This window comes from Pseudomonas sp. GW821-FHT07E12, assembly GCF_058986605.1.
In genome coordinates, this window is sequence record NZ_JBYSVX010000015.1 from 1 (window position 1) to 24,853 (window position 24,853).

The window sequence follows — 24,853 nt, forward strand, 5'->3', positions numbered from 1 at the left end:
CCCCCCCCCCCCCCCCCCCCCCCCCCCCCCCCCCCCCCCCCCCCCCCCCCCCCCCCCCCCCCCCCCCGCTCCTACAAAAGCAAAAGCGAGAGCGTTTCACGCCCTGTCGGGCGCGAGTTACCTTTCTTTCTGTCCCTGCCGCGAACGACGCGCATTCATGCACGCCGCCCTTCGGGTTTTTCCCGCTGTCTCCACCGCTACGGAGGGGACCCCGGCGAGCAAAAGCCAAAACAACGGCAAGAACGGCACCAGCACCAGCAGGCCGCGCTGAGGACCTGGACCACACGCCGCTCGCGCGCAGCGCCATCACGGTCGCAACATCTCCAAGCCACGAATCTCGCGAATCCCCAACCCCGGTGCATCGGTGATGCTGATCTCCGATTCGTTGAAGATCACACCACCCTCGACCGGATTGAACTGTCCCAGCGACGGGCCATCCAGATCCACCTTGGTGATCACATCGGACTTGGCCACTGCCAGGTGCACCGCCGCCGCCACGCTGATGCTCGATTCGATCATGCAGCCGATCATGCACGGCACCCCGTACAGCCCGGCGATGTCGGCGATGCGGATCGCGTTGGACAGGCCGCCGGTCTTCATCAGCTTGATGTTGATGATGTCCGCCGCGTGGCGCTGGATCAGCTCGAACACCTGGTGCGGCGCGAACACACTCTCGTCGGCCATCACCGGCGTGTTGACCCGCTCGGTGACGTACTTGAGCCCATCAATGTCGGCAGCCTTGACCGGTTGCTCCAGCAGTTCCAGCGCCATGCCGGCTTCCTCCAGCGTGCGCATCGCGTGTACTGCCTGCTTGGCGGTCCAGCCCTGGTTGGCATCCAGGCGCAGCAGGGCGCGGCCCTCGACTGCGGCGTGGATCGCCTTGACCCGCTCGACATCCACGCCGATGTCCTTGCCGACCTTGATCTTCAGCGAGTCGAAGCCGCGCTCCACCGCCGACAGCGAGTCGGCCACCATCTTGTCGATGTGGTCCACGCTGATGGTGATGTCGGTGGTGATCACCGGATCGCCGCCGCCCAGCATCCGGTACAGCGGTGCGCCGTACAGCTGTGCCCACAGGTCGTAGACGGCGATTTCCACGGCGGCCTTGGCGCTGGTGTTGCGCTCCATCGACGACTGGATCAGCGCGGTGATGCGGTTGAGGTCGGCGATGTCCTGGCCGATCAGGCGCGGTTTGATGTGGCGTTCGATCGCCTCGACGATCGAGCCGTGGGTGTCGCCGGTGATCGGTGGGGTCGGTGCCGCTTCGCCGTGGCCGACGTGGCCACTGTCGGTGTGGATCAGCACGATCACGTCCTCGACCGTCTCCACGGTGCGCAGCGCGGTCTTGAACGGGGTCTTGAGTGGCACGCGCAGCATGCCGAGCTGGATGTCGGTGATCTTCATTCGTCAGTATGCGGGCGCATGCGCTGGATGTTGGTGATGAGGTCGAGATAGGACGCAGTATCGCTGGCAAGCATCGGTTCCAGCGGCGTCACCGATACGCCATTGAGGTGACCGGACACGCGCTTGCCATCCGCGCCGGCCCAGCCGCCGCCGGCGGTGTCGTGGATCATGTAGGTCAGTCCGTGATCGTGGCCGAGCGTGACCATCACATGGCCGGGGATATAGACCAGATCGCCGACCTGCAGCTGCTTCACCGCGGCCATGCGCCTGGCCGTGTCGTCGTTCTGGTCGAAGGCGATACGGTCCAGCGCCGGGCTGACTGCCTGCGCGCTGGTGTTGCGCGGCATCAGCACGCCGAAGCTGCGGTAGATCTCCGAGACGAAGCCGCTGCAATCGCGGGTGCCGTAGTCGTGGCCCCAGCCGTAGCGCTCGCCGAGGAACTTGAAGGCCTGGGTGATGAAGGTGCGTGGCGTCAGCGGCAGGTAGTCGGCAGCGGTGTCGGCGGTGCGTGGCAGCAACGCCGGCATCAGCGCGAGACTGCCATCGTCGTTGCGCACCGGCAGCTGGATCACCCACGCGGTGTACGGCAACTGGCCGTTGACCGGCTGGTCGGCCGGCCAGTCGGCGAGCACCGGCACGCGCACGCCCATGTCCAGTTGCAGACGCGAGAGCTGTGGCTGCTCGGGCGTGTAGGTGGTGAACACGCTGGAACCGGTGACGATGCGCTGCGGTCCCGGCCGGGCGTAGCCGAACACCTGCCCGGCGCTGCCGGTGGCGACGTAGCGTTTCTCGATCCAGGCGAAGTAGCGCTCGCTGGCGACGAACAGCCAGCGGCCATCGCGACTCTGGTGCAGCACCGCGACCGCGTCGCCGGGGAACAGCGCCGATTCCTGGAAGCGGTCGATATCGGTGTCGCCGATGCGGCTGAACACGCGCACGTCGGTCGGGAAGGTGCGCAATGCCGCGCGCTGGGTCACCAGTCCGTATTGGAGCGGGCGTGTGGCAGGAATGGTGTCGAGTGAGAGGTCGGCGACGAATCCGTCGAGCGTGGCCGCAGCCAGCGGCTGGCCCTGCGCGTCGTACAGCGTGCGGGTGGGGCGCCTGGACAGCTGGCCGATCTGTTCGCGCACCCAGTCCGCAGGCAGTGGCGAGGGCAGTGCACGCAGATCGTGGATGTGGGCGTCCTGGGCGCGCATGCGCGCGTTCTGCGCGCCGATGCCGGTGCGGTCGAGGATCACGCGGTCTGGCGTGGACTGGCGCGCGATCCAGTAGTCCGGCGACAGCTGCGCGGGGGCGACCGCGACCACGCCGGTGACCGGATCGATCGCCGCTATCGGAGCATTCGCCTGGCGCGCACCGGCCGGCAGGATCAGCGCGAACAGCAACCCAGCAGCGATGACCGGCCAGCGGCCGGGGCGGCGTCGGTTCGCTTGCATGGTCATGGCGCTCCGCGGGATATGTTCAAGAATATTTATTCGTTAATTCGTAAATTGCAAGAATAAATTATTGACCGACGGTGCCGGTGCGTGCTACACCGCGATCACCACCTGCACCGGGGAAGTGTCGTCGTGGATCTGTCTCCTGACCAGCGCCGCCCGTCGCCCGCCATGCGCGGATTGCGCGCGTTGGGCTGCGCGCTGCTGCTGGCGACGCTGCCGGCCATTGCGGCGGACGTGCCATCGTCGCTGCTGGCGCAGATCGAGGCCGGCCACTTCCGCGAGGCCGAGGCCCAGATCGATGCGGCACTGGCCAAACCGGGACTGACCGCTTCGCAGCGCGAGGCCTACGCATTCCAGCGCGAGCGGATGCGCCGGATCCGGCTGGATTTCGGCCTCGACCAAGCGGCGGTGAAGCAGCGTCTGCGCAAGTGGATCCCGGATTTCAGCGATGCCGATTTCACTGCCTGGGATGGTGCCGGGTTGCTCGAACATCTCGACATCGACGGCAGCCGTCGTTACTTCAATCGCGCGCCGTCCAACCTGTTCCGGCTCGATGCCGCCGCCAGGGCGCGGCGTGGCCCCGATGCGCCGAAGATGGTCGATGGTCCCTACGAGCATCTGCAGCCGTACCACCGGCAGGTGATCGCGGCGGCGAAGGCCGATCCGACTGCGACCAGCCTGCTGCCGCAGCGGGTGCGCATCACCCAGTCGCTGACGGTGAAGGCCGATGCGGTGCCGGCCGGCGAGACGATCCGCGCGTGGATTCCGTATCCGCGTGCGATTCCCGGCCAGCAGGAGGCGATCCGTTATCTCGTCAGTGCACCGACCGGCGCGCGCGTGGCGCCGGAAGCCACGCTGCAGCGCACCGCCTATCTGGAGCGCAAGGCCGTGGCCGGCACGCCCACCGAATTCTCGGTGAGCTACGAGCTGACGATCTACGCGCGTCACTTCGCGATCGATCCGGACAAGGTGCAGGCGACGCCGGCCGATCCGGCGCTGCAGCCGTACCTGGCCGAGCGTCCGCCGCACATCGTTTTCACCCCGGCGTTGCGCGCGTTCTCACGGCAAATCGTGGGTGATGAGACCAATCCCTACCGCATCGCACGCAAGCTGTTCGCCGCGGTCGATCGCATTCCGTGGGCCGGTGCGCGCGAGTATTCGACGATCGCCAACATCAGTGACTACGCGCTGCATGCCGGCCATGCCGATTGCGGCCAGCAGACGCTGCTGCTGATCGCGCTGCTGCGTTTGAACGGCATTCCGGCGCGTTGGCAGTCCGGCTGGACGTTCTCCGACAACGCGATCGGCTACGCCAACCTGCACGACTGGGGCTGGTTGTATCTGGCGCCGTACGGCTGGGTGCCGATGGATGTCACCACCGGCGCGCTCGCCAGCGACGATCCGGCGCTGCGCGACTTCTACTTCGGCGGCCTCGACGGCTACCGCATCGTCTTCAACGACGACTACGCGCAGCCGCTGTGGCCGGCCAAGACGCATTTCCGTTCGGAAACCGAGGACTCGCAGCGCGGCGAAGCCGAATGGCGCGGCGGCAACCTCTATTTCGACCAATGGGATTACCACTTCGACTGGCAGGTGCTGCCGGCCAATTAGCACCACCACTTCAACAACTGCAGGAGAGAGCAGGGGATGAACGGCAAGCGTTTGCGCAAGGCGGCGTTGTGCGTCGCACTGGGGGCGTGTATGGGATCGATCGCGCCGATCGTCATGGCCCAGGATGGCGCCGTCGTGGGACGCCTGCTCAGCGATGGTGGGCAGAAGCTGGAGGGCGCCACCGTGATCGTGCGCAATCCCGAAACCGGCCTCGCCCGCAGCGCCACGGCCAATGCCGACGGCAGTTATCGCATTCCACTGCTGCCGCCGGGCAACTACGTGATGGAACTGGCGGTAGGTGGCGGCGCGCCGGTGCGGGTGGGTGAGGTGAGCGTGCTGCTCGGCAACGCCACCACGGTGAACGTGCCGGTCGGTGCGGTCAGTACGCTTGGCACCGTGCAGGTGCGTGCGCCGCAGGTGATTTCGATGGTGGATGTCACCTCGACCGAGTCGGCGATGAACATTTCGCGTCAGGACGTGGCACGCCTGCCGGTCGATCAGGATCTGAAATCGGTGGCACTGCTGGCGCCGGGCGTGGTCTCGGGCAAGTCCTCGCTCGGCGGGCAGGGCATCTCGTTCGGTGGCTCCTCGGTGGCCGAGAACGCGGTCTATATCGATGGATTGAATGTCACCGATTTCTACAACCGGATCGGCTTCTCCTCGGCGCCGTTCGCGTTCTTCCAGGAGTTCCAGGTCAAGACCGGCGGCTACTCGGTCGAATACGGCCGCACCACCGGCGGTGTGATCAATGCGGTCACGCGCTCGGGCACCAACGAGTTCCACGCCGGTGTGGAGATGACCGCCGAGCCAAGTGCGTGGGGTTTGGGTGGACGCGATTACTTTACTCCCGATGGCCAGGCGTACTACATCGCCAGTCGCGACGGCGGCACCCACAACAAGCTCAACGTGTTCGCCTCCGGCGCGATCGTGAAGGACCGGCTGTTCTTCTTCGGCATGTACGAGGCGCGCGACAACCGCGACTTCAACACCAACAGCAGCGGCAGCGTCTACAACAACGGCACGTCCGACAACGGCTTCTGGGGCGGCAAGCTGGACTGGCAGATCACCGACAACCATAGCCTGTCGCTGCTGGCGTTCTCGGACAAGGACGACAGAACCACCGATGTCTATGACTACGACTATGCCAGTGCCACCCGCGGTGAAAAGACCAACGAGATCTACACCGACACCGGCGGCAGCAACTGGGCACTGACCTACAACGGCCACCTCACCGATCGCTTCACGATGAAGGCGATGGTCGGTGAGAACAAGCGCGACTATTCGAGCAAGAGCCTGGCCGACATCGAGTGCAACCGCGTCGTCGCCACCACCGCGATGACACCCTCCGGCGCGGTGCTCGGCTGCACCACCAGCTCGGCGGTGGAATCACGCCTGGATGAGCGCAAGGCCGGGCGCCTGGACTTCGAATGGTCGCTTGGTGACCACCTGCTGCGTTTCGGCCTGGACCACGAGCAGAACACCTCGACCTACGAGCGCAACTATCCCGGTCCGGGCGGCTACTACTACAACGTCTACGCGACCACGCCCGGTGCCACGCTGGCCAATGGCGGCGTGGTGCCGGCCGGCGCGACCGGTTATGTGCGTGCCCGTCGTTACGAGATCGCCGGCAAGTTCGAGACCGACAACGCCGCTTACTACCTGGAAGACAACTGGTCGATCACGCCCAACCTGCTGCTCAACCTGGGGCTGAGGCTGGAGACGTTCGACAACAAGGACAGCGAGGGCCGCAGCTACATCAAGATGGACGACATGCTCGCGCCACGCTTCGGTTTCTCCTGGGATCCGAAGGGCGACGGCTCGATGAAGGTGTTCGGCAACGTCGGCCGCTATTTCCTGCCGGTGGCCAACGTCATCAACATCAAGCAGGCCGGTGGCCTGCTCGACGAGCGCACCTACTACGTGTTCGATGGTTGGCAGAGCAATGAGCGCAATGGCTCGACCTATCTGACGCCGATCCTCGGCGCGCAGATTGGCGCGGTGGACGACTCGCAGGGCAACGGCAGCGTCGGCGACCTGCGCTCGGAAGTGGACCGCGACATGGACCCGGTCTATCAGGACGAGCTGATCCTCGGCTTCCAGCAGGCGATCAACGCGGCATGGTCGTATGGTGTGCGCGGCATCTACCGCAAGCTGCACAACGCCATCGACGACATGGAGATCACCGCCACCGGTGTCTGTGGCGATGCCTACGTCGGCTGGGTGATGGCCAACCCGGGCAAGACCGTCACCGTATGGGGCGATACCAACTGCGACGGCAAGGCCGATGGCTGGGTCAGCATCGACACCTCGAAGGAAGGCTGGGCACTGTATGACGACGAGGGCAACTACGTCGGCCAGCGCGGCTGGGTGAAGCCCAGGCGCGACTACAAGGCGCTGGAGCTGCAGCTGGATCGTGCCTGGGACGGCAAGTGGTCGATGAACGCCTCGTACACATTGGCCTACGGCCGCGGCAACGCGGAGGGGCCGGTCAATTCCGACACCAACTTCGCCGACACCGGACGCACCGAGAATTTCGATGATCCGTGGGTGAACTACGCCGGCTACGGCTATCTCGCCAACGATCGCCGCCATCAGATCAAGTTGCGCGGCGCCTATGCGATCAATGAGGAGTGGACCATCGGCGCAACCCTGGATGCGCGCTCGGGTGGGCCGATCACCGGCTTCGGCGTCGGCAATCCCTACGACGGTACCAACTACCACAGCTATTACATCTGCGTGGCCAACTGCACCTCGGCCAACGCTTCCGAGCGGGTCTACGAGCATTCCGGCCGCGGTGCCTACGGGCGGTTGCCATGGAGCTACGAGCTGGGAGCCAGCGTGACCTGGCGGAAGCACTTCGGTGCTGCCGATCTGAAGGTCAAGTTCGCGGTCTACAACCTGACCAATCAACAGAAGAAGCTGTCGGTGGACCAGGACCTGGAGACCGACATCGGTTATCGCAGCGAAACCTTCCTGTGGCCGACCAGCTTCCAGTCGCCACGCTACGCACAGCTGGTGGTCTCGCTGAACTACTGAGCCATCCGTCGCCGGACGCGCTATCGTCCGGCGACGTCGTTCCAGGAACCCCCGCATGATGCCGCCCTCGTTCGTGCGCGCCGCGCGCCGCTGCCTTCTTGTTGCGCTGTTGGCATCGCCCGTGCTGGCGTCAGCCGCCGATCGTGCACGGCTGGACACGCTGTTCGACCAGACCATGGCCGAATACCACCTGCCCGGGCTCGCGGTGGGCGTGATCGAGGACGGCCGGATCGTCTACCAGCGCACCGGCGGCGAGCGCGTGGCCGGCAGCGGCGAGGCGATCGATGCCGATACGCTGTTCAAGATCGCTTCCAACAGCAAGGCGATGACCACCGGTGTGCTGGCGCGGTTGGTCGACCAGGGCAAGCTGGCCTGGGACGATCCGGTTATCAAGTACCTGCCACAGTTCCGCATGTACGACCCGTGGGTGACCCGCAATATCCAGGTCCGCGACCTGCTGGTGCACAACAGCGGTCTCGGGCTAGGCGCGGGCGACCTGATGCTGTGGCCGGAGCCCAATGACTTCACCCGCACCGACATCATCGCCGGGCTCGCCTTTCTCAAACCGACCCACAGCTTCCGCGCGCACTACGCCTACGACAATCTGCTGTACGTGGTCGCAGGCGAGGTCGCTGCGGCCGCAGGCGGCAAGCCCTACGAGCAGTTGGTGCGCGAGCAGGTGTTCGGCCCGCTCGGTATGACCCGCTGTCAGGTCGGTGCGTGGGAGCGCGATGAGGTCGGCAACATCGCCCAGCCACACATGCGTCAGGGCGAGCGCAACCTGCCGGTGCGCGAGGACGGTGCCCGCATCCCCGATTCGCCGTCGATGGCCGCCGGCGGCATCCGCTGCAGCCTGCGCGACATGCTGACCTGGATGCAGCGCGCCTGGCTGGTGCCGGATGCCGCCGCGCCCTGGCTGTCGGATACGCAACGCCGCGCGGTCTGGACATTGGCCACGCCGATGCCGATCAGCCAGCGCATGCGCGATTGGGACAGCACCCGCCTGTACGGCTATGGCTACGGATGGCGCCTGTCGGACGTGGATGGCGAATGGAAGGTTGCGCACACCGGCACGCTGATGGGCATGTATTCCTCGCTGGTGCTGCTGCCGGACCGACGCAGCGGCTTCGTGATCCTGGTCAACGGCGATGGCGAGGCTGCGCGCACCGCGCTGGGCGAGGCGTTGCAGAAGAGTTTCACCCGCCCCGGCTCGCCCGAACTGGACGTGAGCCACTATGCGCGTCTGCTGCAGGCCGAGCGCGATGCGCCGAAGCCGGCCTCGGCGCGTAAACCTGATACCTCCGACCGCCGCGATGCGACGCCCACCGAAACCAGGCCCTGGCTGGGTGTGTATCGCGATCCCTGGTTCGGCGAGGTCAGGCTGTGTCCGGCTGGCGGCGCGGTGCGCTTCGTCGCGGCGCGTTCGCCACTGCTGCGCGGCAGGCTGATGCGCTCGCACGAGCGCTGGCTGGTGGACTGGGACGACGACAGCGTCGATGCCGAGCCGTGGCTGGCCTTCGCCAACGAAGGCACGCCGGTACGGGCTAGGATGACGCTCGCCGCGATCGATCCGGACGCCGACTTCAGCTATGACTACGCCGACCTGCATTTCACCCGCGTGGCGGATTGCCGCTAGCGTGCTGCTGTTCGCCGGTAGCGCGACTGCTGCGCCCCCGACGGTCTCGCCCGCGCATGACGCCGCGCAGGCCGGCATGCGCGACGTGGCCACGCTCGCGTCGGGCTTCGTCGTCGACATGCGCTATGCCGGTCGCGACAACTTCACCGGCCGCATCGTGCCGGGCTACGAGGCGCCACGTTGTCTGCTGCTGAAACCGGCCGCCGAGGCGCTCGCGCGCGTGCAACGCAGCTTGCACGCACACGGCTACGCGCTGCGCCTGTACGACTGCTACCGCCCGGTACGCGCGGTGCAGGCCTTCGTCGCCTGGGCGCAGGCGCCGGACGATCCGTCCAGCAAGTCCGTGCATTATCCGGACGTGGACAAGCACGCGCTGCTGGGCGACTACATCGCCGAAACCTCCGGCCACAGCCGCGGCGCCACGGTCGATCTGGGGCTGCTCGATTGTCGCGATGGCCCATGCCGCGACGTCGACATGGGCACCGGCTTCGATTTCTTCGACACGCTCGCCAACACCGACTCGCCGCGCGCCACGCCCGAACAACACCGCCATCGCCAGCAACTGCTGGAGGCGATGCAGGCGCAGGGATTCGCCAACTATCCGATGGAGTGGTGGCATTTCACCTACAAGCCGGAGCCGACCCCGGATACCGCCTACGATTTCCCCGTGAGGTGACCGCCGATGCCCGACATGCAGGAATTCATCGACATCGCCTGTCCTTATTGCGGCGAATGGATCGAGATCGCGATCGACACCTCGGTCGACCAGCAGCAGTACATCGAGGACTGCCAAGTGTGCTGCCGGCCGATCGCGATCAGCGTGACGGTGGACGAGGAGGGGCAGGCGCAGGTGCACGCGCGCTCGGAGAACGAGGCCTGACGCAGGCACGGCACACTAGAATGACGCTTCTCCCACCGGAAGCCCTTACATGAACCTGCCACTGCACTACGGCCTGCTCGGATCGCTGGAAGCCGGCCTGATCGCATTCCTGGTGGGCGTGCTGATGCTCGTGCTGTGGGAAGCGCTACGCCGCCGGACCTCGCTGTCGTACGGCCACGTGCTCGGTGGCGCTTGCGTCACCGCCGCGGCGATCGCCGCCGGCTACGACATCTGGAATCTGTTCTACACCAGCATCGTGCGGCTGGAATCGCCGCTGTATGCGCGTATTGCGCTGGCCAGCATCCACGATCCGGACGAACTGGGCTCGCGCGTGGTGCTGGAACTGGTCGGCGCACTGTCCGGTGTCGGCCTCGGCTGGTGGTTGTTCAGTGGCCAATCAGAAAAAAAGCATCCCGACGAAGGCTGAAACGCAGCGGGGAAAACGCGCGCTGGCTCGCAGTTTCCGGCGCGTTGAATGCGTGCGTTACCAAGCAATCACCTGCTGCTAACTTCGGGCTAGCCGCATTCGCCGGCGAGGTGGTTAAAACGATGTTTCGCCTCTGATCGGAGGGCAAGGCAGGTTCATGCGGGGTGGATAGCTTGGGGTGCGTGCACGGCCGCTGTGCACCCCCGAATCGAAGGAGACACCCGCATGAGTACCCGCAATCGCAAGTCGCTGCTCGTTATCACCGCCGCGCTGACCGCTGCCCTGGCGTTGCCTGCCATGGCCCAGAGCGCCGCCTCGCAGGATCCCGCCGCTGCCGCGGCGGCACAGTCAGGCCAATCGTCCGGTGGCGGGCAGACCTGGGCCAGCCTCGACACCGACGGCGATGGCGCGATCAGCAAACAGGAAGCGCAGGTCAACGCCGGCCTCGCCCAGATCTTCGATCAGGCGGACGGCAATGGCGACGGCAAGCTGACGCCGGACGAATACAAGGCCTTCGTCGCCAAGCAGCAGAGTGGCGGCAACAGCGCGCCCCCGCAGCAGCAGAACTGATCCCTGCACGCGTGTGGAGCGGAGCTTGCTCCGCTGGGGCCTTCCTGGGAAAGCTTCAGCGGAGCGGGTTCCGCTCTACGACGGGAAGGCCCGGCGGAGCAAGCTCTGCTCTACAACGCGGCGAGGCCGGGCCTTACAATCGTGTCGATGAACAGCATCGACATACGCGACGGCCACGCGATCCAACTGGTCGGCTTCGACGGCGACGACACGCTCTGGAAGAGCGAGGACTACTACCGCACCGCCGAGCAGGATTTCGAGGCGATCCTCGGCCACTACATCGATCTGCGCGACCAGCGCATGCAGCAGCACCTGCTGGCGGTCGAGCGGCGCAACCTCAAGATCTTCGGCTACGGCGTCAAGGGCATGACCCTGTCGATGATCGAGACCGCGATCGAACTGACCGATGCGCGGATCTCCGCGCAGGACATCCAGAAAGTGCTGGAAATCGGCCGCACCACGCTGCAGCACCCGGTGGAAGTGATCGCCGGCGTGCGCGAGGCGGTGGAGGAGATCGCGCGCGAGTTCGAGGTGGTGCTGATCACCAAGGGCGATCTGTTCCACCAGGAGCAGAAGATCGCCGAGTCCGGCCTGTCGGACCTGTTCCACCGCATCGAGGTGGTGTCGGAGAAGGATGCGTCGACCTACGCCCGCGTGTTGGCCGAATTCGACCTGCCAGCGCAGCGCTTCGCGATGGTCGGCAATTCGCTGCGTTCGGATATCGAGCCGGTGCTGGCGCTGGGCGGCTGGGGCATCCACACGCCCTATGCGGTGACCTGGGCGCACGAGCAGGAACACGGCGTGACCGAGGGCGATCCGCGCCTGCGTGAAGTACCCGCTGCCTCGGGTTGGCCGGCGGCGGTACGTGCGTTGGATGTGCTCGCGGGTGGAAAGGCCCCGGCCTGACACCCGGCGGCCCATGCGACATCACCGCGTGCACGACGCGCGCTGACGCGCGAATGGCGGGACGGCCACGGGCACGCCCCGTCGCAAGCCATGGCGGATCAGATCGAAACCGAGGCGCGCTGCTGCCGGCGCTGCATGGTCATCACCAGCATCACCGTCAGCAAGGCTGTGGCCACCGCGAAGATGCCCATGCCCAGGTAGTCGCCGCCCAGCCCGCCGGCGGTGCTCAGCGCGACATCCTCACCGTTGGGCATGAAGCTTGCGGCGTACATGCCGGTGTAGTGCATGCCGCACACCGCCACGCCCATCACCAGCGCGCTGCCCAGCATCTGCAACCAGCCGCGCAGGTTGAAGGCCAGCCACAGCGCCACCGTCGAGGCGACCACGGCGATCACCACGGACAGGCCGACGATGCCCGCGTCGTAGTGGATCGCTGCCGGCATCTTCATCGCGGCCATACCGGTGTAGTGCATGCCGGCCACGCCCAGGCCCATGCACAGTCCCGCCAGCAGCAGCTTGCCCCAGCCGAACACGCCGGAGCCGGCCAAGGCCAGGCCGATCATGCACGAGGCGATGCCGACCACCGCCGACAGCGTGGTCAGGCCCAGGTCGTAGGTCACCTGGATTTCCATCCGGCACGCCAGCATGGCGATGAAGTGCATGGCCCAGATCGCGCCGGCCCCCAGCGCCACGCCACCGGCGGTCACCGCCTGCCAGCGCTGCGCTCCGGTCCGCGCGGCCGGGATGCCGACTGCTATCTGCAACGCGGTGAACGAGCCGAGGACCGAAACCAGGTAGGACAACAGCATCAGGATCGGGTCGTGGATGCAATGGATCGCGTGGTCGTGCGGCATGGTGGATTTCCCCTTGGCTCGTTGTCGCGGTGGTGGCTGGCTGGCCGGGACAGCTCGGGTCAGACGTGGAACACGAACTTGCAGCAGCTCGCGCCGTTGGCGCGGCAGGACACTTCGCTGACCCGCACCAGGCCCAGATTGCCGGCCTCGTTGAGTGCGCCTTCGAGGAAGCCGCGCAGGAAGTGGCATTGCGGCGCGGTGACCGCTGGCCCCGAGTTGGCGAACGGGCTGCTGTAGGTCTTCAGCGCGTCTTCCTCCAACTCTGCGGGCAGCAGCTGGCGCAGCGCCGGCAAGGCAATGTGGCGGATCGAACCGGCCATCGGCAGACGCGCGCCCAGGGCGAAGTCGCGCTTGTACACCCAGGTGCCGACGCGGGTGCCGATGTAGCGCAGGGTCGATTCGCGCTGGGCCGGCTCCAGGCCGCGCTCAAGGCTCATCACCTGACCGAACACCTGCGGATAGTCCTTGGCGATCTGTGGCAGCAGGGCTTCGACCCGCTTCTGGTCGTAGGCGACCTTGGCCTGCTGGGTAGGGGCTTGAATGGGGGCTGGTGCCGCGACCGGTGCCACGGCGGCCGGCGCGGGTGCTTCCCGGTGTGCCGGGGGCGCCGTCTGCAAAGTGGCCGGTGCGCTGGCGTCGTAAGCGTTGGCCTCCAGGCTCTGCACCATCCAGTGCGTGCCCAGCTGTTCCTCCATCTGCATGAGGTTGGCCTCGGGCCCCTGCACGACCATGATCATGATCACGCCGCTCTCGGTGTTGGCGCGGCGGTGGCGCAGCAGGTTGAAGCGGTTGGCGATCAGCACCTCGCCCAGCGCCAGCAGCAGACCGTCCCGGCGATCGGAAACGATCTTCAGTTCTATGTCGACGAGTTTGTCCATGATTCCCCGTGTCGAACGACCGCCCGCGTGGGGCGTTTCCTGCACCGCGCGTTCCTGCATAAAAACGAGTCTCTATGCAGCTCGGTAAGAAATATCACGAAGCATGAATGCAATAACGCGACGGCCTGCACACAGGCCCACAGATGTTCGTGAGTGTCATCACGGTTCGTCAGGCCAAGAATCGGGACAGTCGGGCCGGTTGCAACGGAAGCGCCGCACAAGGGGACAGCAGGGCGAGCTCATGTTTTTCGGCACGGTCGCGGTGATGATCCGGGGCTGTGGGCGGCGATGCACAGGCCCATGAATCGCAGATCGCGCAGCAAGGTGATGGTGGATGCGTTCGTGCCTGGCAACGCCTCGGCCTGACACCCGGCGGCGCATACGGCATCATCGCCGCATGAGCTTCCGCATGCTTCCCGTCGTGTTCGCACTCGCGCTGGCGTCCGCTCCGGGCGCATTGTCGGCGCAGCAGCACGCCGCGGAATCCGCACCGGCACCGACTTACGCAGCCGGTACCGGCGATGCCTGGATCGACCGCCAGCTCGACGACATCAACACCTACGCACGTCGCTACCCGGACGCTTTCGTCGACGAGGTGGCCCGTTACGCCAATGTCCGCCGGGGCTACATCCAGGCATTGCTGGAACAGCAGCACTGGCAGCCGGGCGACATCTATTTCGCCTGCACCTGGACGTTCGTGATGAACCTGTCGTGCCGCGAGGCGGTGCGCGCGTGGAGCCGCGACCACCACGATGGCTGGAACGGCGTGGTCGGGCGCCTGCCGATCGCCCCGAACAACCTGCATTACCGCGCAGTGCGCCACGCCATCGTCGCCAGTTACGACCGCTGGGAGCGACCGATCCGGCTCGATGCTCAGCTGCAGCGCCAGTTGGGCAACCGCGCGCAGCGCCTGGAACGGGCCCAGGAAGCTGCCCGGGCCGCCGAGGCGGCCGACAAGGCCAGGCTCTGATCCACGCAATCCCCGAATCCCTGTAGGAGCGGCGTAAGCCGCGATGGGGCTTTCATGCAGGTCCCTCTGCAAAAGCCCGCACATCCATGTGCGGGGATTCAAATGGCAAGCCCCATCGCGGCTGAAGCCGCTCCTACAGGAATTTCGCGTGCCTTGCTTTGCTGCCCCGCAACTGGTCTCCCTGGGTGACCTCGGCGAAAATGCCGCATCGCCGGACCTGCCGGCTTCCGATCCGGCCCTTACCGATGAGCGACCCCGCATTCGTTTCCCCCGATGAGATCCGCAGCCTGTTCGCACAGGCGATGTCGGACATGTACCGCACCGAGGTGCCGCTGTACGGCACGCTGATGGCGCTGGTGGCCGAGGTCAACGCCGACACGCTGGCAGCCGATCCGGCGTTGGCCGGGCAGTTGCAGCGCAACGACGAGCGTGCGCGCCTGGATCTGGAACGGCACGGCGCGATCCGCGTCGGCACCGCGCAGGAACTGGCCACGCTGCGCCGGCTGTTCGCGGTGATGGGGATGCAGCCGGTCGGCTATTACGACCTGTCCGTGGCCGGCGTGCCGGTGCACTCCACCGCATTCCGCCCGGTGCGCGCCGAGGCGCTGGCGCGCAATCCGTTCCGCGTGTTCACTTCGCTGCTGCGGCTGGAGTTGATCGAGGATGAGGCGCTGCGGGCGCAGGCGGCGGAGATTCTTGCCCGACGCAAGATCTTCACCGAGCGCGCGCTGGTACTGATCGAGCAGGCCGAGCGCGAGGGTGGATTGCAGCGCAGCGACGCCGGGCAGTTCGTCGCCGAAGCACTGGAGACCTTCCGCTGGCATCGCGATGCGACGGTTTCGCTGACCACTTACCGCGCGCTGAGCGATGCACATCGTCTGATCGCGGACGTGGTGTGTTTCCACGGTCCGCACATCAACCACCTGACCCCGCGCACGCTCGATATCGACGCCGCCCAGGTCGAGATGCAGCGTCGTGGTATCGATGCCAAGGCGGTGATCGAAGGGCCGCCGCGCCGGCGCTGCTCGATCCTGTTGCGCCAGACCAGCTTCAAGGCGCTGGAGGAGGCGGTGGATTTCCCGGATACCGCTGGCGGGAAGGCGGGTACACATACCGCGCGCTTCGGTGAAATCGAACAGCGCGGCCTGGCGCTCACGCCGAAGGGGCGCGCGCTGTACGACGCGCTGTTGGCGCAGGCGCGCGCAGCCGAGGGCAGTGCGGGGGGCGACTATGCGACGCGGCTTGAAGCGGCGTTCGTCGGGTTTCCGGATGATTACGACACGCTGCGCCGCGAGGGCCTGGGCTATTTCCGCTATGGCCTGACCGAGGCAGGGCGTGCTGATCCTGCTGCGGTGGCAAAGCTGCCGGCGGAGGCGGCGATTGCGGCGGGATTGGTCAGCGCCGATCCGGTGGTCTACGAGGACTTTTTGCCGGTCAGCGCGGCGGGCATTTTCCAGTCGAATCTGGGGGGTACTGAGCAGCGTGCCTACGCGGCGCATGCCAATCGTGATGCGTTCGAGCAGGCGCTGGGGGCGGCTGTGGCGGATGAGTTTGCGATTTATGAGGGGATCGAGCGGGATTCTTTGGCGGGGTTGGTGGGGTAGTTCGTTGGCGGGGTAGTTCGAGGGGCTTTCTGTGAAAGCGGAAAGCCGGTGCTTTCTCGACGATCTATCAACTGTCGTCCCCGCGCAGGCGGTGACCCAGCGACTTCCGCGCGATCTCCCTAACATCGCGTAATTTCTCTAACGTCATCCCCGCGAACGTGGGGATCCAGTGCCTTCCGCGCCATCTCACCACCGTGGCCATCTCACTATCGTCATCCCCGCGAAAGCGGGGATCCAAGGACGTTGCTTGCTGGTTTTGACGTTGCAGTGACAGCAATAGCAATAGCAACTTCAACTGCAAAAGCTTTCGCTCCTTCGGAGCGAGTTACCTTTCTTTGCTCGTGCAAAGAAGCGCTTTTCAGCAGCCGAATGGCTGATCAACGTAACCCAAAGAAAGCACGCCCCAGTCCTCGCGCCCTCCGCTGCGCTACGGGTTCACTGCGCCAGCGGGATTTTCTGACGCGGCATCCATGCCGCGGCAGAAAACGACGTGCATCCATGCACGTCGCCCTTCGGGTTTTTCCCGCCGTCTCCGCCGCTGCGGATGGGGGCCCCGGAAGAGCGAAAGAGCAACCGCAAAATCACGGGCAACGGCAACGGCAACGGCAACGGCAACGGCAAAGCAGCGGCGTTGGTCTGCGTCGAACGTTGATTGGTCCGGGATCGGCGGCAAATCTCTCGCAAGACATTGCCGCATCCGAACAACGCGATCAGAACAACCCGGTCAGTACGAAGCAATCGGCCGCTGACGCGCCAGCTTCCGTTCGCGTCGACGTGCACGCCAATCCTTCCAGCGCTGTGCCAGGCACGAGAAGATCACGTACAGCGCGGGGGTGCTGAGCAACGTCAGGCTCTGGGAGATCAGCAGGCCGCCGATCATCGCGATGCCGAGTGGGCGTCGCAGCTCCGAGCCTTCGCCCAGGCCGATTGCCAGCGGCAGTGCCGCCAGGATCGCCACCATCGTGGTCATCATGATCGGGCGGAAGCGCACGATCGAGGCTTCGCGCACCGCCTCGCGCGGGTTCTTGCCGTGCTCGCGCTGCGCTACCTGTGCGAAGTCGATCATCATGATCGCGTTCTTCTTGACGATGCCGATCAGCAACACCAGCGCGATCATCGAGATCACCGACAGTTCGGTGTTGCTGACGTACAGCGCCAGCAGTGCACCCATACCTGCCGCCGGCAGGGTCGACAGGATCGTGACCGGGTGGATCAGGCTCTCGTAGAGCATGCCCAGCACGATGTAGACGGTCAGGATCGCCGCGATCAGCAGTATCAGCATCGAGTTCGGGTTGAGCTGCACGTTGAAGCCGCCGCCGTCGGTGAGGCGGATGTCGCCCGGCATGCGCAGGCCATCGACGGTGGCCTTGATGATCGCGTCAGCCTCGCCGGTGCTTACGCCCGGTGCGAGGTTGTAGCTCAGGTCCATCGTCGTGTACTGGTTGTTGTGGGTGATCTGCGGCGGCGCCAGTCCGGCCACTTGATGGGCGACTGCGGTGATCGGCACCATCTCGCCGCTACGGTTGGGCACGTAGATCTGGTCCAGCGCGGCGGGAGTGGCAGTCTGCGATGGCAGCGCGTTGACCACCACGCTGTACTGGTTCATGTCCGAATAGATCGTCGAGATCGAGCGCTGGCCGAATGCGCCGTACAGCGCGCCGTCGATGGTGCCGATCGAGATGCCCAGCCGCGCGGCCTTGGCGCGGTCGATCACGATGTTCTGGCGCAGGCCGGAGGTATCGACATCGCTGGCGACGTCGCGCAGTTTGGGGTTCTGCTTCAGCGCGGCGACCAGCTTGGGCAGCCATTCCTGCAACTGCGCCAGATCGTTGCCCTGCAGCGAGACCTGGTACTGCGCGCCCTGGCTGGTACCGCCGCCGCCATCGCTGGGCAGGTCCTGGATCGCGCGCAGGCGCAGGTCCAGGTCGGGGTAGTTGGCGGCCTTGGCGCTGAGTCGCGTGACCACGTCGGCGGTGGTGTCGCGACGACCTTCGGTGCGGGTCTTCAGCTCGATGTTGAACGAGGCGCTGGAACCCTGCCGGCTGGAGCCGAGTCGCGCGCCGACGATCTTCACCGCCGGATCGGCCATCAGCATGTCGGTGATGCGGCGCTGGCGCTCGACCATGTCGGCGAAGGAAACCGTGGCGCTGGAACTGGCACGGCCCCAGATCAGGCCGGTGTCCTGCGGCGGGAAGTTGCCCTTCTTGACCGCGCCGAACAGGAACACGGTGGCGCCGATCAGCACCAGCGGCGTCAGCGCGAGCAGCAATGCGTGGCGCAGCGAGAAATCCAGCGCCTTGGTGTACACGCGCACCATGCGCTCGTGCATGCGCTCCAGCCACGCGCCCACGCGGCCGGGTTCGGCGCTGGCGTGCGCCGACAGGAAGCGGCTGCACAACGCCGGCGTCAGCGTCAGCGAGACCAGCATCGACACCACGATCGCCGCCACCAGGGTGATGGTGAACTCGCGGAAGAACGTGCCGATCATGCCGCTGGCGAACAGCAGCGGGATGAATACCGCCACCAGCGAGGCGGTGATCGAGACGATGGTGAAGCCGATCTCGCGCGCGCCGGCCAGCGCGGCCTGCATCCGCGTCATGCCCTCGTCGAGATGGCGCGAGATGTTCTCGATCACCACGATCGCATCGTCGACCACGAAACCAATGGCGATCACCAGCGCCAGCAGGCTCAGGTTGTTGAGGCTGAAACCGAGGATGTACATCATCAGCGCCGAGCCGGCCAGCGACAGCGGCACCGTCACCGCAGCGATCAGGGTCGGTGCCAGCCGGCGCAGGAACAGCGCCATGGTCAGGATCACCATCGCCAGCGAGATCAGCAGCGTGGCCTGCACTTCATGCAGCGAGGCGCGGATGGTGGGGGTGCGGTCGAAGTAGGCGCTGAGCGTGGTGCCCGGCTGCAGGTAGGTGCGCAGCTCCGGGATCGCCGCCTTCACCCGATCGACGGTCTCGACCATGTTGGCGCCGGCGCGGGTGAACACATACATCACCACCGCCGGTTTGCCGTCGAGCCAGGCCGCCTGGTAGCTGTCCTGCTGGCCATCGTAGACGTGGGCGATGTCGCGCAGGCGCACCACGCGGCCGTTGGACTGGGTAGCGATGGCGAGCTGGGCGAAGTCGGCGGCCTTGGCGACCGAGTCGTTCACCACGATCGCGGTGGTGTTCTTGCCGTCGGACAGGAAACCGGTCGGCGAGGTGACGTTGGCCGCGCGCACCGCATTGCGCAGGTCGTCCGGGGTCAGGCCCATCGCGCTCATCGCGCGCAGGTCCACGTCCACCCGCACCGCCGGGGTGGAGGCACCGCCGATGTCGACCGAGGCCACGCCGGTGATCTGGCGCAGGCGCTGTGCCAGCAGCGAGTCGGCGACGTTGTACAGATCGTCGGCGGACTGGGTGGCGGAGGTGAGCGCGATCGCGATCACCGGATCGTCGTTCGGATTGGCCTTCTGGTACGACGGCGTGCCCAGGCCCGAGGGCAGGTCGGCCTGCGCGGCATTGATCGCGGTCTGCACGTCCTGAGCGGCCGAATCGATGTTGCGATCGCTCTGGAACACCATGAACACCATGCTCCGGCCTTCGGAGCTGGACGAGCGCATGCGATCGATGCCCGGCAGCTGGCCGAGGTGACGCTCCAGCGGTGCGGTGACGGTCGAGGCCATGGTGCTGGCGTCGGCGCCGGACTGGGTCGCCTGCACGAAGATCACCGGAATCGAGATGTTCGGCAGCGCCGCCACGCCCAGGCGCAGATAGCACATCAGGCCGATCACGAACAAACCGATCGCCAGCAGCGCGGTGCCGATCGGGCGCTTGATGAAGGGGGCGGAGAGGTTCATGCGGCGGGTCCGGGGGCCAGGGGCCGGAGGCCAGAGGTCAGGGAACGGCAGATGGCGGGCAGGCCCTGGCCCCTGGTCTCCGGCCCCTGGTCCCTGGCGCGCTCTGCGCGCGCGCTCATGCCCGCCCCTCCGCCACCGCGCCTTGCCGCTCCGCACGCCGGTCGCGCCATGCGCGTACGCGTTCGGAGAAGCGTTCCATGTACAGGTAGATCACTGGCGTGGTGTACAGCGTGACCAGCTGCGACAGCAGCAGGCCGCCGACGATCGAGATGCCGAGCGGGCGACGCAGCTCCGAGCCGATGCCGCTGCCCAGCGCCAGCGGCAGCGCGCCGAGCATCGCCGCGGCGGTGGTCATCATGATCGGACGGAAACGCAGCAGGCAGGCACGGCGGATCGCGTCGTGCGCGCTGGCACCGGCGCGGCGCGCCTCGATCGCGAAGTCGATCATCATGATCGCGTTCTTCTTGACGATGCCGATCAGCAGCACGATGCCGACGATGCCGTCCACCGACAGGCTCAGCCCGCACATCATCAGCGCCAGCAGCGCGCCGACGCCGGCCGGCGGCAGCGTGGAGATGATCGTGAACGGGTGGATGTAGCTCTCGTAGAGCACGCCCAGCACGATGTAGATCACCACGATCGCCGCGATCAGCAGCCACACCACATCACTCTGGCTGCCGGTGAACTCGGCGGCCTTGCCGACGAACTGCGCGTGCACCTGGGTCGGGATCTGCAGCTTCTGTTTGGCCTCCTCGATCGCCTGCACCGCCTGCGACAGCGAGTAGCCCGATGCGAGGTTGAAGGAGATCGTCACCGCCGGCAGCTGCTGCTGGTGGCTGACCACCAGCGGCGTGCTGGAGATCTTGGCCGTGGCCAGCGCCGACAGCGGGATGATGCTGCCCGCGCCGACGGTGATGCCGGTGTTCTGGTTGCCGATGCCGGTGGCGGTGGAGGAGTTCGACGAGGTCACCTGGCCGAAGCTGGTGGCATTGGTACCGGTCAGCGCACCAGTACCATTACTGGCTACCGCCAGCTGGTTCATCAACGCGGTGCTGGTGCGGAACTCCGGCGCCACTTCCAGCACCACGCGGTACTGGTTGAGCTCGGTGAAGATGGTCGAGATCTGGCGTTGGCCGAACGCGTCGTAGAGCGTGTCGTCGATGGTCTGCATCGGCACGCCCAGCACGCTGGCCTTGTCGCGGTCGATGTTGACCTCCAGTGCGTTGCCGTGGCTGGCGAGGTTGTTGTCGACATCGGCCAGCTGCGGCAGCTGGCGCATCGCCTCGGTCATCTTGGCGGCCCACTCGCTCAGCTCGGTGCTGTCCACGTCCGACAGCGAGAACTGGTACTCGGTGGCGGCCACGCGGGTATCGAGGGTGACGTCCTGCACCGGCTTGAGGTACAGCGCCACGCCCGGGATGTCCTTCACTACCGCCTGCAGGCGCGGCAGGATGTCGTCGAGCGCATCGCGCTGGCTGCGCTCTTTCAGCACGATCGACAACTGGCCCTGGTTGAGGGTCGGATTCATCGAGCCGGCGCCGATGAAGGCAGCCACGCCGGTCACCGACGGATCCTTGCGCAACGCTTCGGCAACCGCTTGCGTGCGTTGTTCCATCTGCGGGAAGGCGACGTTCTGGTCGGCCTGCACCACGCCGGTGATCAGGCCGGTGTCCTGTTCGGGCAGCAGGCCCTTGGGGATGACGATGTACAACACCACGGTCAGCCCGACCGCGGCGATCGCCACGCCCAGGGTCAGCGGTTGATGGGCAAGCACCCAGTCCAGGGTGCGCTCGTACAGCGCGACGATGCGCGACCACGTGGTGGTCTTGCCGGCGGCGGTGGCGCGCTCGTGCGCGTCCTCGCCCTCGGGCAGCGCATCGGGCTTGAGCAGGTAGGCGCACATCATCGGCGTCAGCGTCAGCGACACCAGCATCGAGATCACCACCGCGATGCTCAGCACCCAGGCGAACTCGTGGAACAGACGGCCGGTCACGCCCGGCATCAGGATCAGCGGCAGGAACACCGCCACCAGCGACACGGTCAGCGACAGCACGGTGAAACCGATCTGGCGCGCGCCGATCTCCGCCGCTTCCTGGCCGCTCTTGCCCTGTTCGATGTAGCGGACGATGTTCTCGATCATCACGATCGCGTCATCGACCACGAAGCCGGTTGCCACCACCAGCGCCATCAGCGACAGGTTGTCCAGCGACATGCCGGTGAAGGCCATCACGCCGAACGTGCCGGCCAGCGACAACGGCACCGCCACCGACGGAATGATCGTCGCCCACAGCCGGCGCAGGAACACGAAGATCACCGCGACCACCAGGCAGATGGTCAGGATCAGGGTGAACTTCACTTCATGCACCGAGGCGCGGATCGTCTCGGTACGGTCGGAGAAGACATCCAGGTGCACGTCGGCCGGCAGCACTGCGCGCAGCTGCGGCAGGATCGCGCGCACCTGCTCGACGGTCTGCACGATGTTGGCGCCGGGCTGGCGACGGATTTCCAGCAGCACCGCCGGCTTGCCGTCGGCCCAGGCCGCGAGCTGGTCGTTCTCGACGCCGTCGATCACCTTGGCCACGTCGGACAGGCGCACCGGGCGGCCGTTGCTGTAGCTGATGATGGTGTCGCGGTACTGCGCCGCATCGGTGAGCTGGTCGTTGGTGCCGATGCTGTAGGACTGGGTCTTGCCGTTGAGCGAACCCTTCGGCGCGCTGACGTTGGTCTGGGTCAGCGAGCTGCGCAGCGATTCCAGCGTCAGGCCCATGTTCGAAAGCTGCGCCGGATTGACCTGGATGCGCACCGCCGGCCGCACGTTGCCGGCGATCGAGACCAGGCCCACGCCCTGCACCTGCGACAGGCGCTGGGCCAGGATCGCATCGGCGTAGCGGTTGATCTCGCGCAGCGGCAGCGTGTCGGAGGTCAGTTTGAGCGTCAGGATCGCCGCGTCGGCCGGATTGACCCGGTTGTAGACCGGTTGGTACGGCAGCGAGGAGGGCAGGGTCGCCTGGCGGATCGCCGCCTGCACGTCCTGTGCGGCGATGTCGATGTTCTTCTCCATCGAGAACTGCAGGATGATCGTCGACAGGCCGGCCGAGGAGTCGGACGTCATCATGTCCAGCCCGGAGATCTGCCCGAGCTGGCGTTCCAGCGGCGTGGTCACCAGCGAAGCCATCGTGCTGGCATTCGCACCCGGGTACTGGGTGGTGACCACCAGGCTCGGCGCGTCGATTTCCGGCAAGGCCGACACCGGCAGCTGGCGGTAGCCGAGGATGCCGAGCAGCATGACGCCCGCCATCAGCAGCGAGGTGGCGATGGGTCGGCGGATGAAGATCGTCGAGAAGCCCACGGAGGGTGTCCTTGCTGGAAACGGCTAAACGGAGCCGGCGCGGGAGGCACCGGCACGCAGGCGGGGCGCGTTGCGCCACCGCCGGTTACGGATCAACGCGGGCCACCGCCGGAGCGACGTCCACCACCACTGCCATTGCCGCGGCCCTGCTTCTGCTGGGCGGCCTTCAGCTCGGCGTCGGTCGGCGGGGCCGGGGTCTCGCCCGGGGCCAGCGCATTGACCTTGCTGCCCGGCTTCAGGCGGAACTGGCCTTCGGTGACCACCTTGTCGCCGGCCTTCAGGCCGCTGGCGATCTGCACGCGGCTGTCATCGACCTCCACGCCCTGGGTCACCTTCTGCATCTTGACCGTGTTGTCGGCCTGCACGACGTAGACATAGTCGCCATCGGGGCCGCGCTGCACCGCCTGCGCCGGCACCACCACGCCGCCAGCGATCGTGCGCAGTTGCAGGCGCACGTTGACGAACTGGCCCGGCCACAGCGCGTTGTCGGCATTGGTGAACACCGCGCGCGCGGCGAAGGTGCCGCTGTCGCTGCTGATGGCGTTGTCGATCACGTCGAGCTTGCCGTCCTCGGTGAGCACGTGCGCGTCGCCGCGGTCGAGTGCGGCCACCGGCAGCGGTGCCTGCGCCTGACCTTCGCGCACCGGCTGCAGTTGGGTTTCGGGCAGGTTGAAGGAGACGTAGATCGGGTGGATCTGGGTCAAGGTGACGATCGTGGAGCTGGTGGTGACGACGTTGCCGGCATCCACGCCGCGGATACCGGCGATGCCGTCGATCGGCGCGGTGATGCGGGTGTACTGCAACTGCACCTGCGCGGCGCGCATCGAGGCGTCGTTGGCGGCCACCGCCGCTTCGTACTGGGCGACCTGGTTGCGCAGCGTGTCCAGATCGGTCTTGGCGACGTAGGGCTGGTATTCCGGTGCGTTGGAGCGGCTGTAGCTGGAACGGGCGGTGGCCAGCAGCGCCTGGTTCTGCTGCTTGGCGCCGACCGCCTGGTCGTAGCTGGCCTGCAGGCTGCGCGGGTCGATCTGCGCGAGCAGGTCGCCCTTCTTCACTTCCTGGCCTTCCTTGAAGTTGAGGCTCATCAGCTGCCCGCCGACCTGCGGGGTCACCGTGGCGGTGTTCAGCGCCTTCACCGTGCCCAGCGCGGTGGCATAGACCTGCACGTCCTGGGTGCTGGCGACCACGGCCGTGACCGGCACCGGGCCGGCGCTGTCGTCATCACCGCCGGCGCCCGACGCCTTGCCGTGGGAACCGCCGCGCAGGACGCGCGCACCGACGACCAGCACGATGACCACCGCCACGACGAGCAGTGAGACCTTCCAGAAACGCGACATTCGACAACTCCTGATGGCGGGGGCGGGGCGCGGCTGGCACGACCCGGTTGGCTGGACGGGAAGCATATCGTCGGCCCCCGTCGTTTGGACCATGACTGACGG

General features: G+C 66.5%; 18 protein-coding genes. 10 read left to right on the forward strand and 8 right to left on the reverse strand.

The window, feature by feature from the left end:
- Window positions 1-306 precede the first annotated feature (306 nt).
- Window positions 307-1,404: a dipeptide epimerase gene (locus tag AC3WJE_RS10400; RefSeq protein ID WP_493730719.1), complete on the reverse strand. Its 1,098-nt coding sequence runs from the start codon at window positions 1,402-1,404 to the stop codon at window positions 307-309.
- Window positions 1,401-2,846 (reverse strand): C40 family peptidase, encoded by a 1,446-nt coding sequence (locus tag AC3WJE_RS10405; RefSeq protein ID WP_493730720.1) that lies wholly within the window; start codon window positions 2,844-2,846, stop codon window positions 1,401-1,403. The genes AC3WJE_RS10400 and AC3WJE_RS10405 overlap by 4 nt, the downstream gene beginning before the upstream one ends.
- A 126-nt stretch (window positions 2,847-2,972) precedes the next feature.
- Between AC3WJE_RS10405 and AC3WJE_RS10410 the strand changes: the two genes are divergently transcribed.
- The 8 genes from AC3WJE_RS10410 (at window position 2,973) to AC3WJE_RS10445 (ending at window position 11,909) form a co-directional block, all read left to right on the forward strand.
- On the forward strand, window positions 2,973-4,454 hold the full coding sequence (locus AC3WJE_RS10410) for a transglutaminase-like domain-containing protein (protein WP_493730721.1): 1,482 nt from the start codon (window positions 2,973-2,975) through the stop codon (window positions 4,452-4,454).
- 36 nt (window positions 4,455-4,490) lie between these two features.
- A complete protein-coding gene (locus AC3WJE_RS10415; protein ID WP_493730722.1) occupies window positions 4,491-7,490 on the forward strand; it encodes a TonB-dependent receptor in 3,000 nt (999 codons plus the stop codon).
- A 55-nt stretch (window positions 7,491-7,545) separates the two neighbouring features.
- Window positions 7,546-9,126, forward strand: a complete 1,581-nt coding sequence (locus AC3WJE_RS10420) for a serine hydrolase (protein ID WP_493730723.1) — start codon at window positions 7,546-7,548, stop codon at window positions 9,124-9,126.
- 1 nt (window position 9,127) lies between these two features.
- A complete protein-coding gene (locus AC3WJE_RS10425) occupies window positions 9,128-9,802 on the forward strand; it encodes a M15 family metallopeptidase (protein WP_493730724.1) in 675 nt (224 codons plus the stop codon).
- 15 nt (window positions 9,803-9,817) lie between these two features.
- The gene (locus AC3WJE_RS10430) at window positions 9,818-10,006 is read left to right on the forward strand and encodes a CPXCG motif-containing cysteine-rich protein (RefSeq protein WP_493730795.1); all 189 of its coding nucleotides are present in this window, start codon (window positions 9,818-9,820) and stop codon (window positions 10,004-10,006) included.
- Between the two features lie 49 nt (window positions 10,007-10,055).
- Complete coding sequence (locus tag AC3WJE_RS10435) at window positions 10,056-10,433, forward strand: hypothetical protein (RefSeq protein WP_493730725.1); 378 nt, start codon at window positions 10,056-10,058, stop codon at window positions 10,431-10,433.
- Window positions 10,434-10,658: 225 nt separating this feature from the next.
- Window positions 10,659-11,003, forward strand: coding sequence for an EF-hand domain-containing protein (locus tag AC3WJE_RS10440; RefSeq protein WP_493730726.1), 345 nt, complete (start codon window positions 10,659-10,661; stop codon window positions 11,001-11,003).
- Between the two features lie 147 nt (window positions 11,004-11,150).
- On the forward strand, window positions 11,151-11,909 hold the full coding sequence (locus tag AC3WJE_RS10445; protein WP_493730727.1) for an HAD family hydrolase: 759 nt from the start codon (window positions 11,151-11,153) through the stop codon (window positions 11,907-11,909).
- A 98-nt stretch (window positions 11,910-12,007) separates the two neighbouring features.
- On the opposite strand, the gene AC3WJE_RS10450 is transcribed toward AC3WJE_RS10445, so the two are convergent.
- Window positions 12,008-12,763, reverse strand: a complete 756-nt coding sequence (locus AC3WJE_RS10450; protein WP_493730728.1) for an MHYT domain-containing protein — start codon at window positions 12,761-12,763, stop codon at window positions 12,008-12,010.
- 59 nt (window positions 12,764-12,822) lie between these two features.
- On the reverse strand, window positions 12,823-13,641 hold the full coding sequence (locus AC3WJE_RS10455; protein ID WP_493730729.1) for a V4R domain-containing protein: 819 nt from the start codon (window positions 13,639-13,641) through the stop codon (window positions 12,823-12,825).
- A gap of 409 nt (window positions 13,642-14,050) precedes the next feature.
- Between AC3WJE_RS10455 and AC3WJE_RS10460 the strand changes: the two genes are divergently transcribed.
- Window positions 14,051-14,611: a hypothetical protein gene (locus AC3WJE_RS10460; protein WP_493730730.1), complete on the forward strand. Its 561-nt coding sequence runs from the start codon at window positions 14,051-14,053 to the stop codon at window positions 14,609-14,611.
- Window positions 14,612-14,856: 245 nt separating this feature from the next.
- Window positions 14,857-16,215 carry a 2-oxoadipate dioxygenase/decarboxylase HglS gene (gene hglS / locus AC3WJE_RS10465; RefSeq protein ID WP_493730731.1) on the forward strand — a complete coding sequence of 453 codons (1,359 nt, stop codon included), beginning with the start codon at window positions 14,857-14,859 and terminating at the stop codon, window positions 16,213-16,215.
- Window positions 16,216-16,650: 435 nt separating this feature from the next.
- Here hglS and AC3WJE_RS10470 read toward each other — a convergent pair whose 3' ends face one another.
- From AC3WJE_RS10470 to AC3WJE_RS10485, 4 genes are all read right to left on the reverse strand, one after another.
- Window positions 16,651-16,995, reverse strand: coding sequence for a hypothetical protein (locus tag AC3WJE_RS10470; RefSeq protein ID WP_493730732.1), 345 nt, complete (start codon window positions 16,993-16,995; stop codon window positions 16,651-16,653).
- Window positions 16,940-20,065 carry an efflux RND transporter permease subunit gene (locus AC3WJE_RS10475; protein ID WP_493730733.1) on the reverse strand — a complete coding sequence of 1,042 codons (3,126 nt, stop codon included), beginning with the start codon at window positions 20,063-20,065 and terminating at the stop codon, window positions 16,940-16,942. Before AC3WJE_RS10475 ends, AC3WJE_RS10470 begins: the two co-directional genes overlap by 56 nt.
- Before the next feature lie 115 nt (window positions 20,066-20,180).
- The gene (locus tag AC3WJE_RS10480; protein WP_493730734.1) at window positions 20,181-23,414 is read right to left on the reverse strand and encodes an efflux RND transporter permease subunit; all 3,234 of its coding nucleotides are present in this window, start codon (window positions 23,412-23,414) and stop codon (window positions 20,181-20,183) included.
- A gap of 92 nt (window positions 23,415-23,506) precedes the next feature.
- Window positions 23,507-24,751, reverse strand: a complete 1,245-nt coding sequence (locus AC3WJE_RS10485; protein WP_493730735.1) for an efflux RND transporter periplasmic adaptor subunit — start codon at window positions 24,749-24,751, stop codon at window positions 23,507-23,509.
- Window positions 24,752-24,853 lie beyond the last annotated feature (102 nt).

Bases quoted from the DNA above. Each gene is read 5' to 3' on its own strand.
- AC3WJE_RS10420 (WP_493730723.1), top strand. From the start codon at position 7,546: ATGATGCCGCCCTCGTTCGTGCGCGCCGCGCGCCGCTGCCTTCTTGTT.
- AC3WJE_RS10445 (WP_493730727.1), top strand. From the start codon at position 11,151: ATGAACAGCATCGACATACGCGACGGCCACGCGATCCAACTGGTCGGC.
- AC3WJE_RS10460 (WP_493730730.1), top strand. From the start codon at position 14,051: ATGCTTCCCGTCGTGTTCGCACTCGCGCTGGCGTCCGCTCCGGGCGCA.
- AC3WJE_RS10485 (WP_493730735.1), bottom strand. From the start codon at position 24,751: ATGTCGCGTTTCTGGAAGGTCTCACTGCTCGTCGTGGCGGTGGTCATC.
- AC3WJE_RS10415 (WP_493730722.1), top strand. From the start codon at position 4,491: ATGAACGGCAAGCGTTTGCGCAAGGCGGCGTTGTGCGTCGCACTGGGG.
- AC3WJE_RS10435 (WP_493730725.1), top strand. From the start codon at position 10,056: ATGAACCTGCCACTGCACTACGGCCTGCTCGGATCGCTGGAAGCCGGC.
- AC3WJE_RS10440 (WP_493730726.1), top strand. From the start codon at position 10,659: ATGAGTACCCGCAATCGCAAGTCGCTGCTCGTTATCACCGCCGCGCTG.
- AC3WJE_RS10400 (WP_493730719.1), bottom strand. From the start codon at position 1,404: ATGAAGATCACCGACATCCAGCTCGGCATGCTGCGCGTGCCACTCAAG.
- AC3WJE_RS10455 (WP_493730729.1), bottom strand. From the start codon at position 13,641: ATGGACAAACTCGTCGACATAGAACTGAAGATCGTTTCCGATCGCCGG.
- AC3WJE_RS10405 (WP_493730720.1), bottom strand. From the start codon at position 2,846: ATGACCATGCAAGCGAACCGACGCCGCCCCGGCCGCTGGCCGGTCATC.
- AC3WJE_RS10450 (WP_493730728.1), bottom strand. From the start codon at position 12,763: ATGCCGCACGACCACGCGATCCATTGCATCCACGACCCGATCCTGATG.
- hglS (WP_493730731.1), top strand. From the start codon at position 14,857: ATGAGCGACCCCGCATTCGTTTCCCCCGATGAGATCCGCAGCCTGTTC.
- AC3WJE_RS10430 (WP_493730795.1), top strand. From the start codon at position 9,818: ATGCAGGAATTCATCGACATCGCCTGTCCTTATTGCGGCGAATGGATC.
- AC3WJE_RS10475 (WP_493730733.1), bottom strand. From the start codon at position 20,065: ATGAACCTCTCCGCCCCCTTCATCAAGCGCCCGATCGGCACCGCGCTG.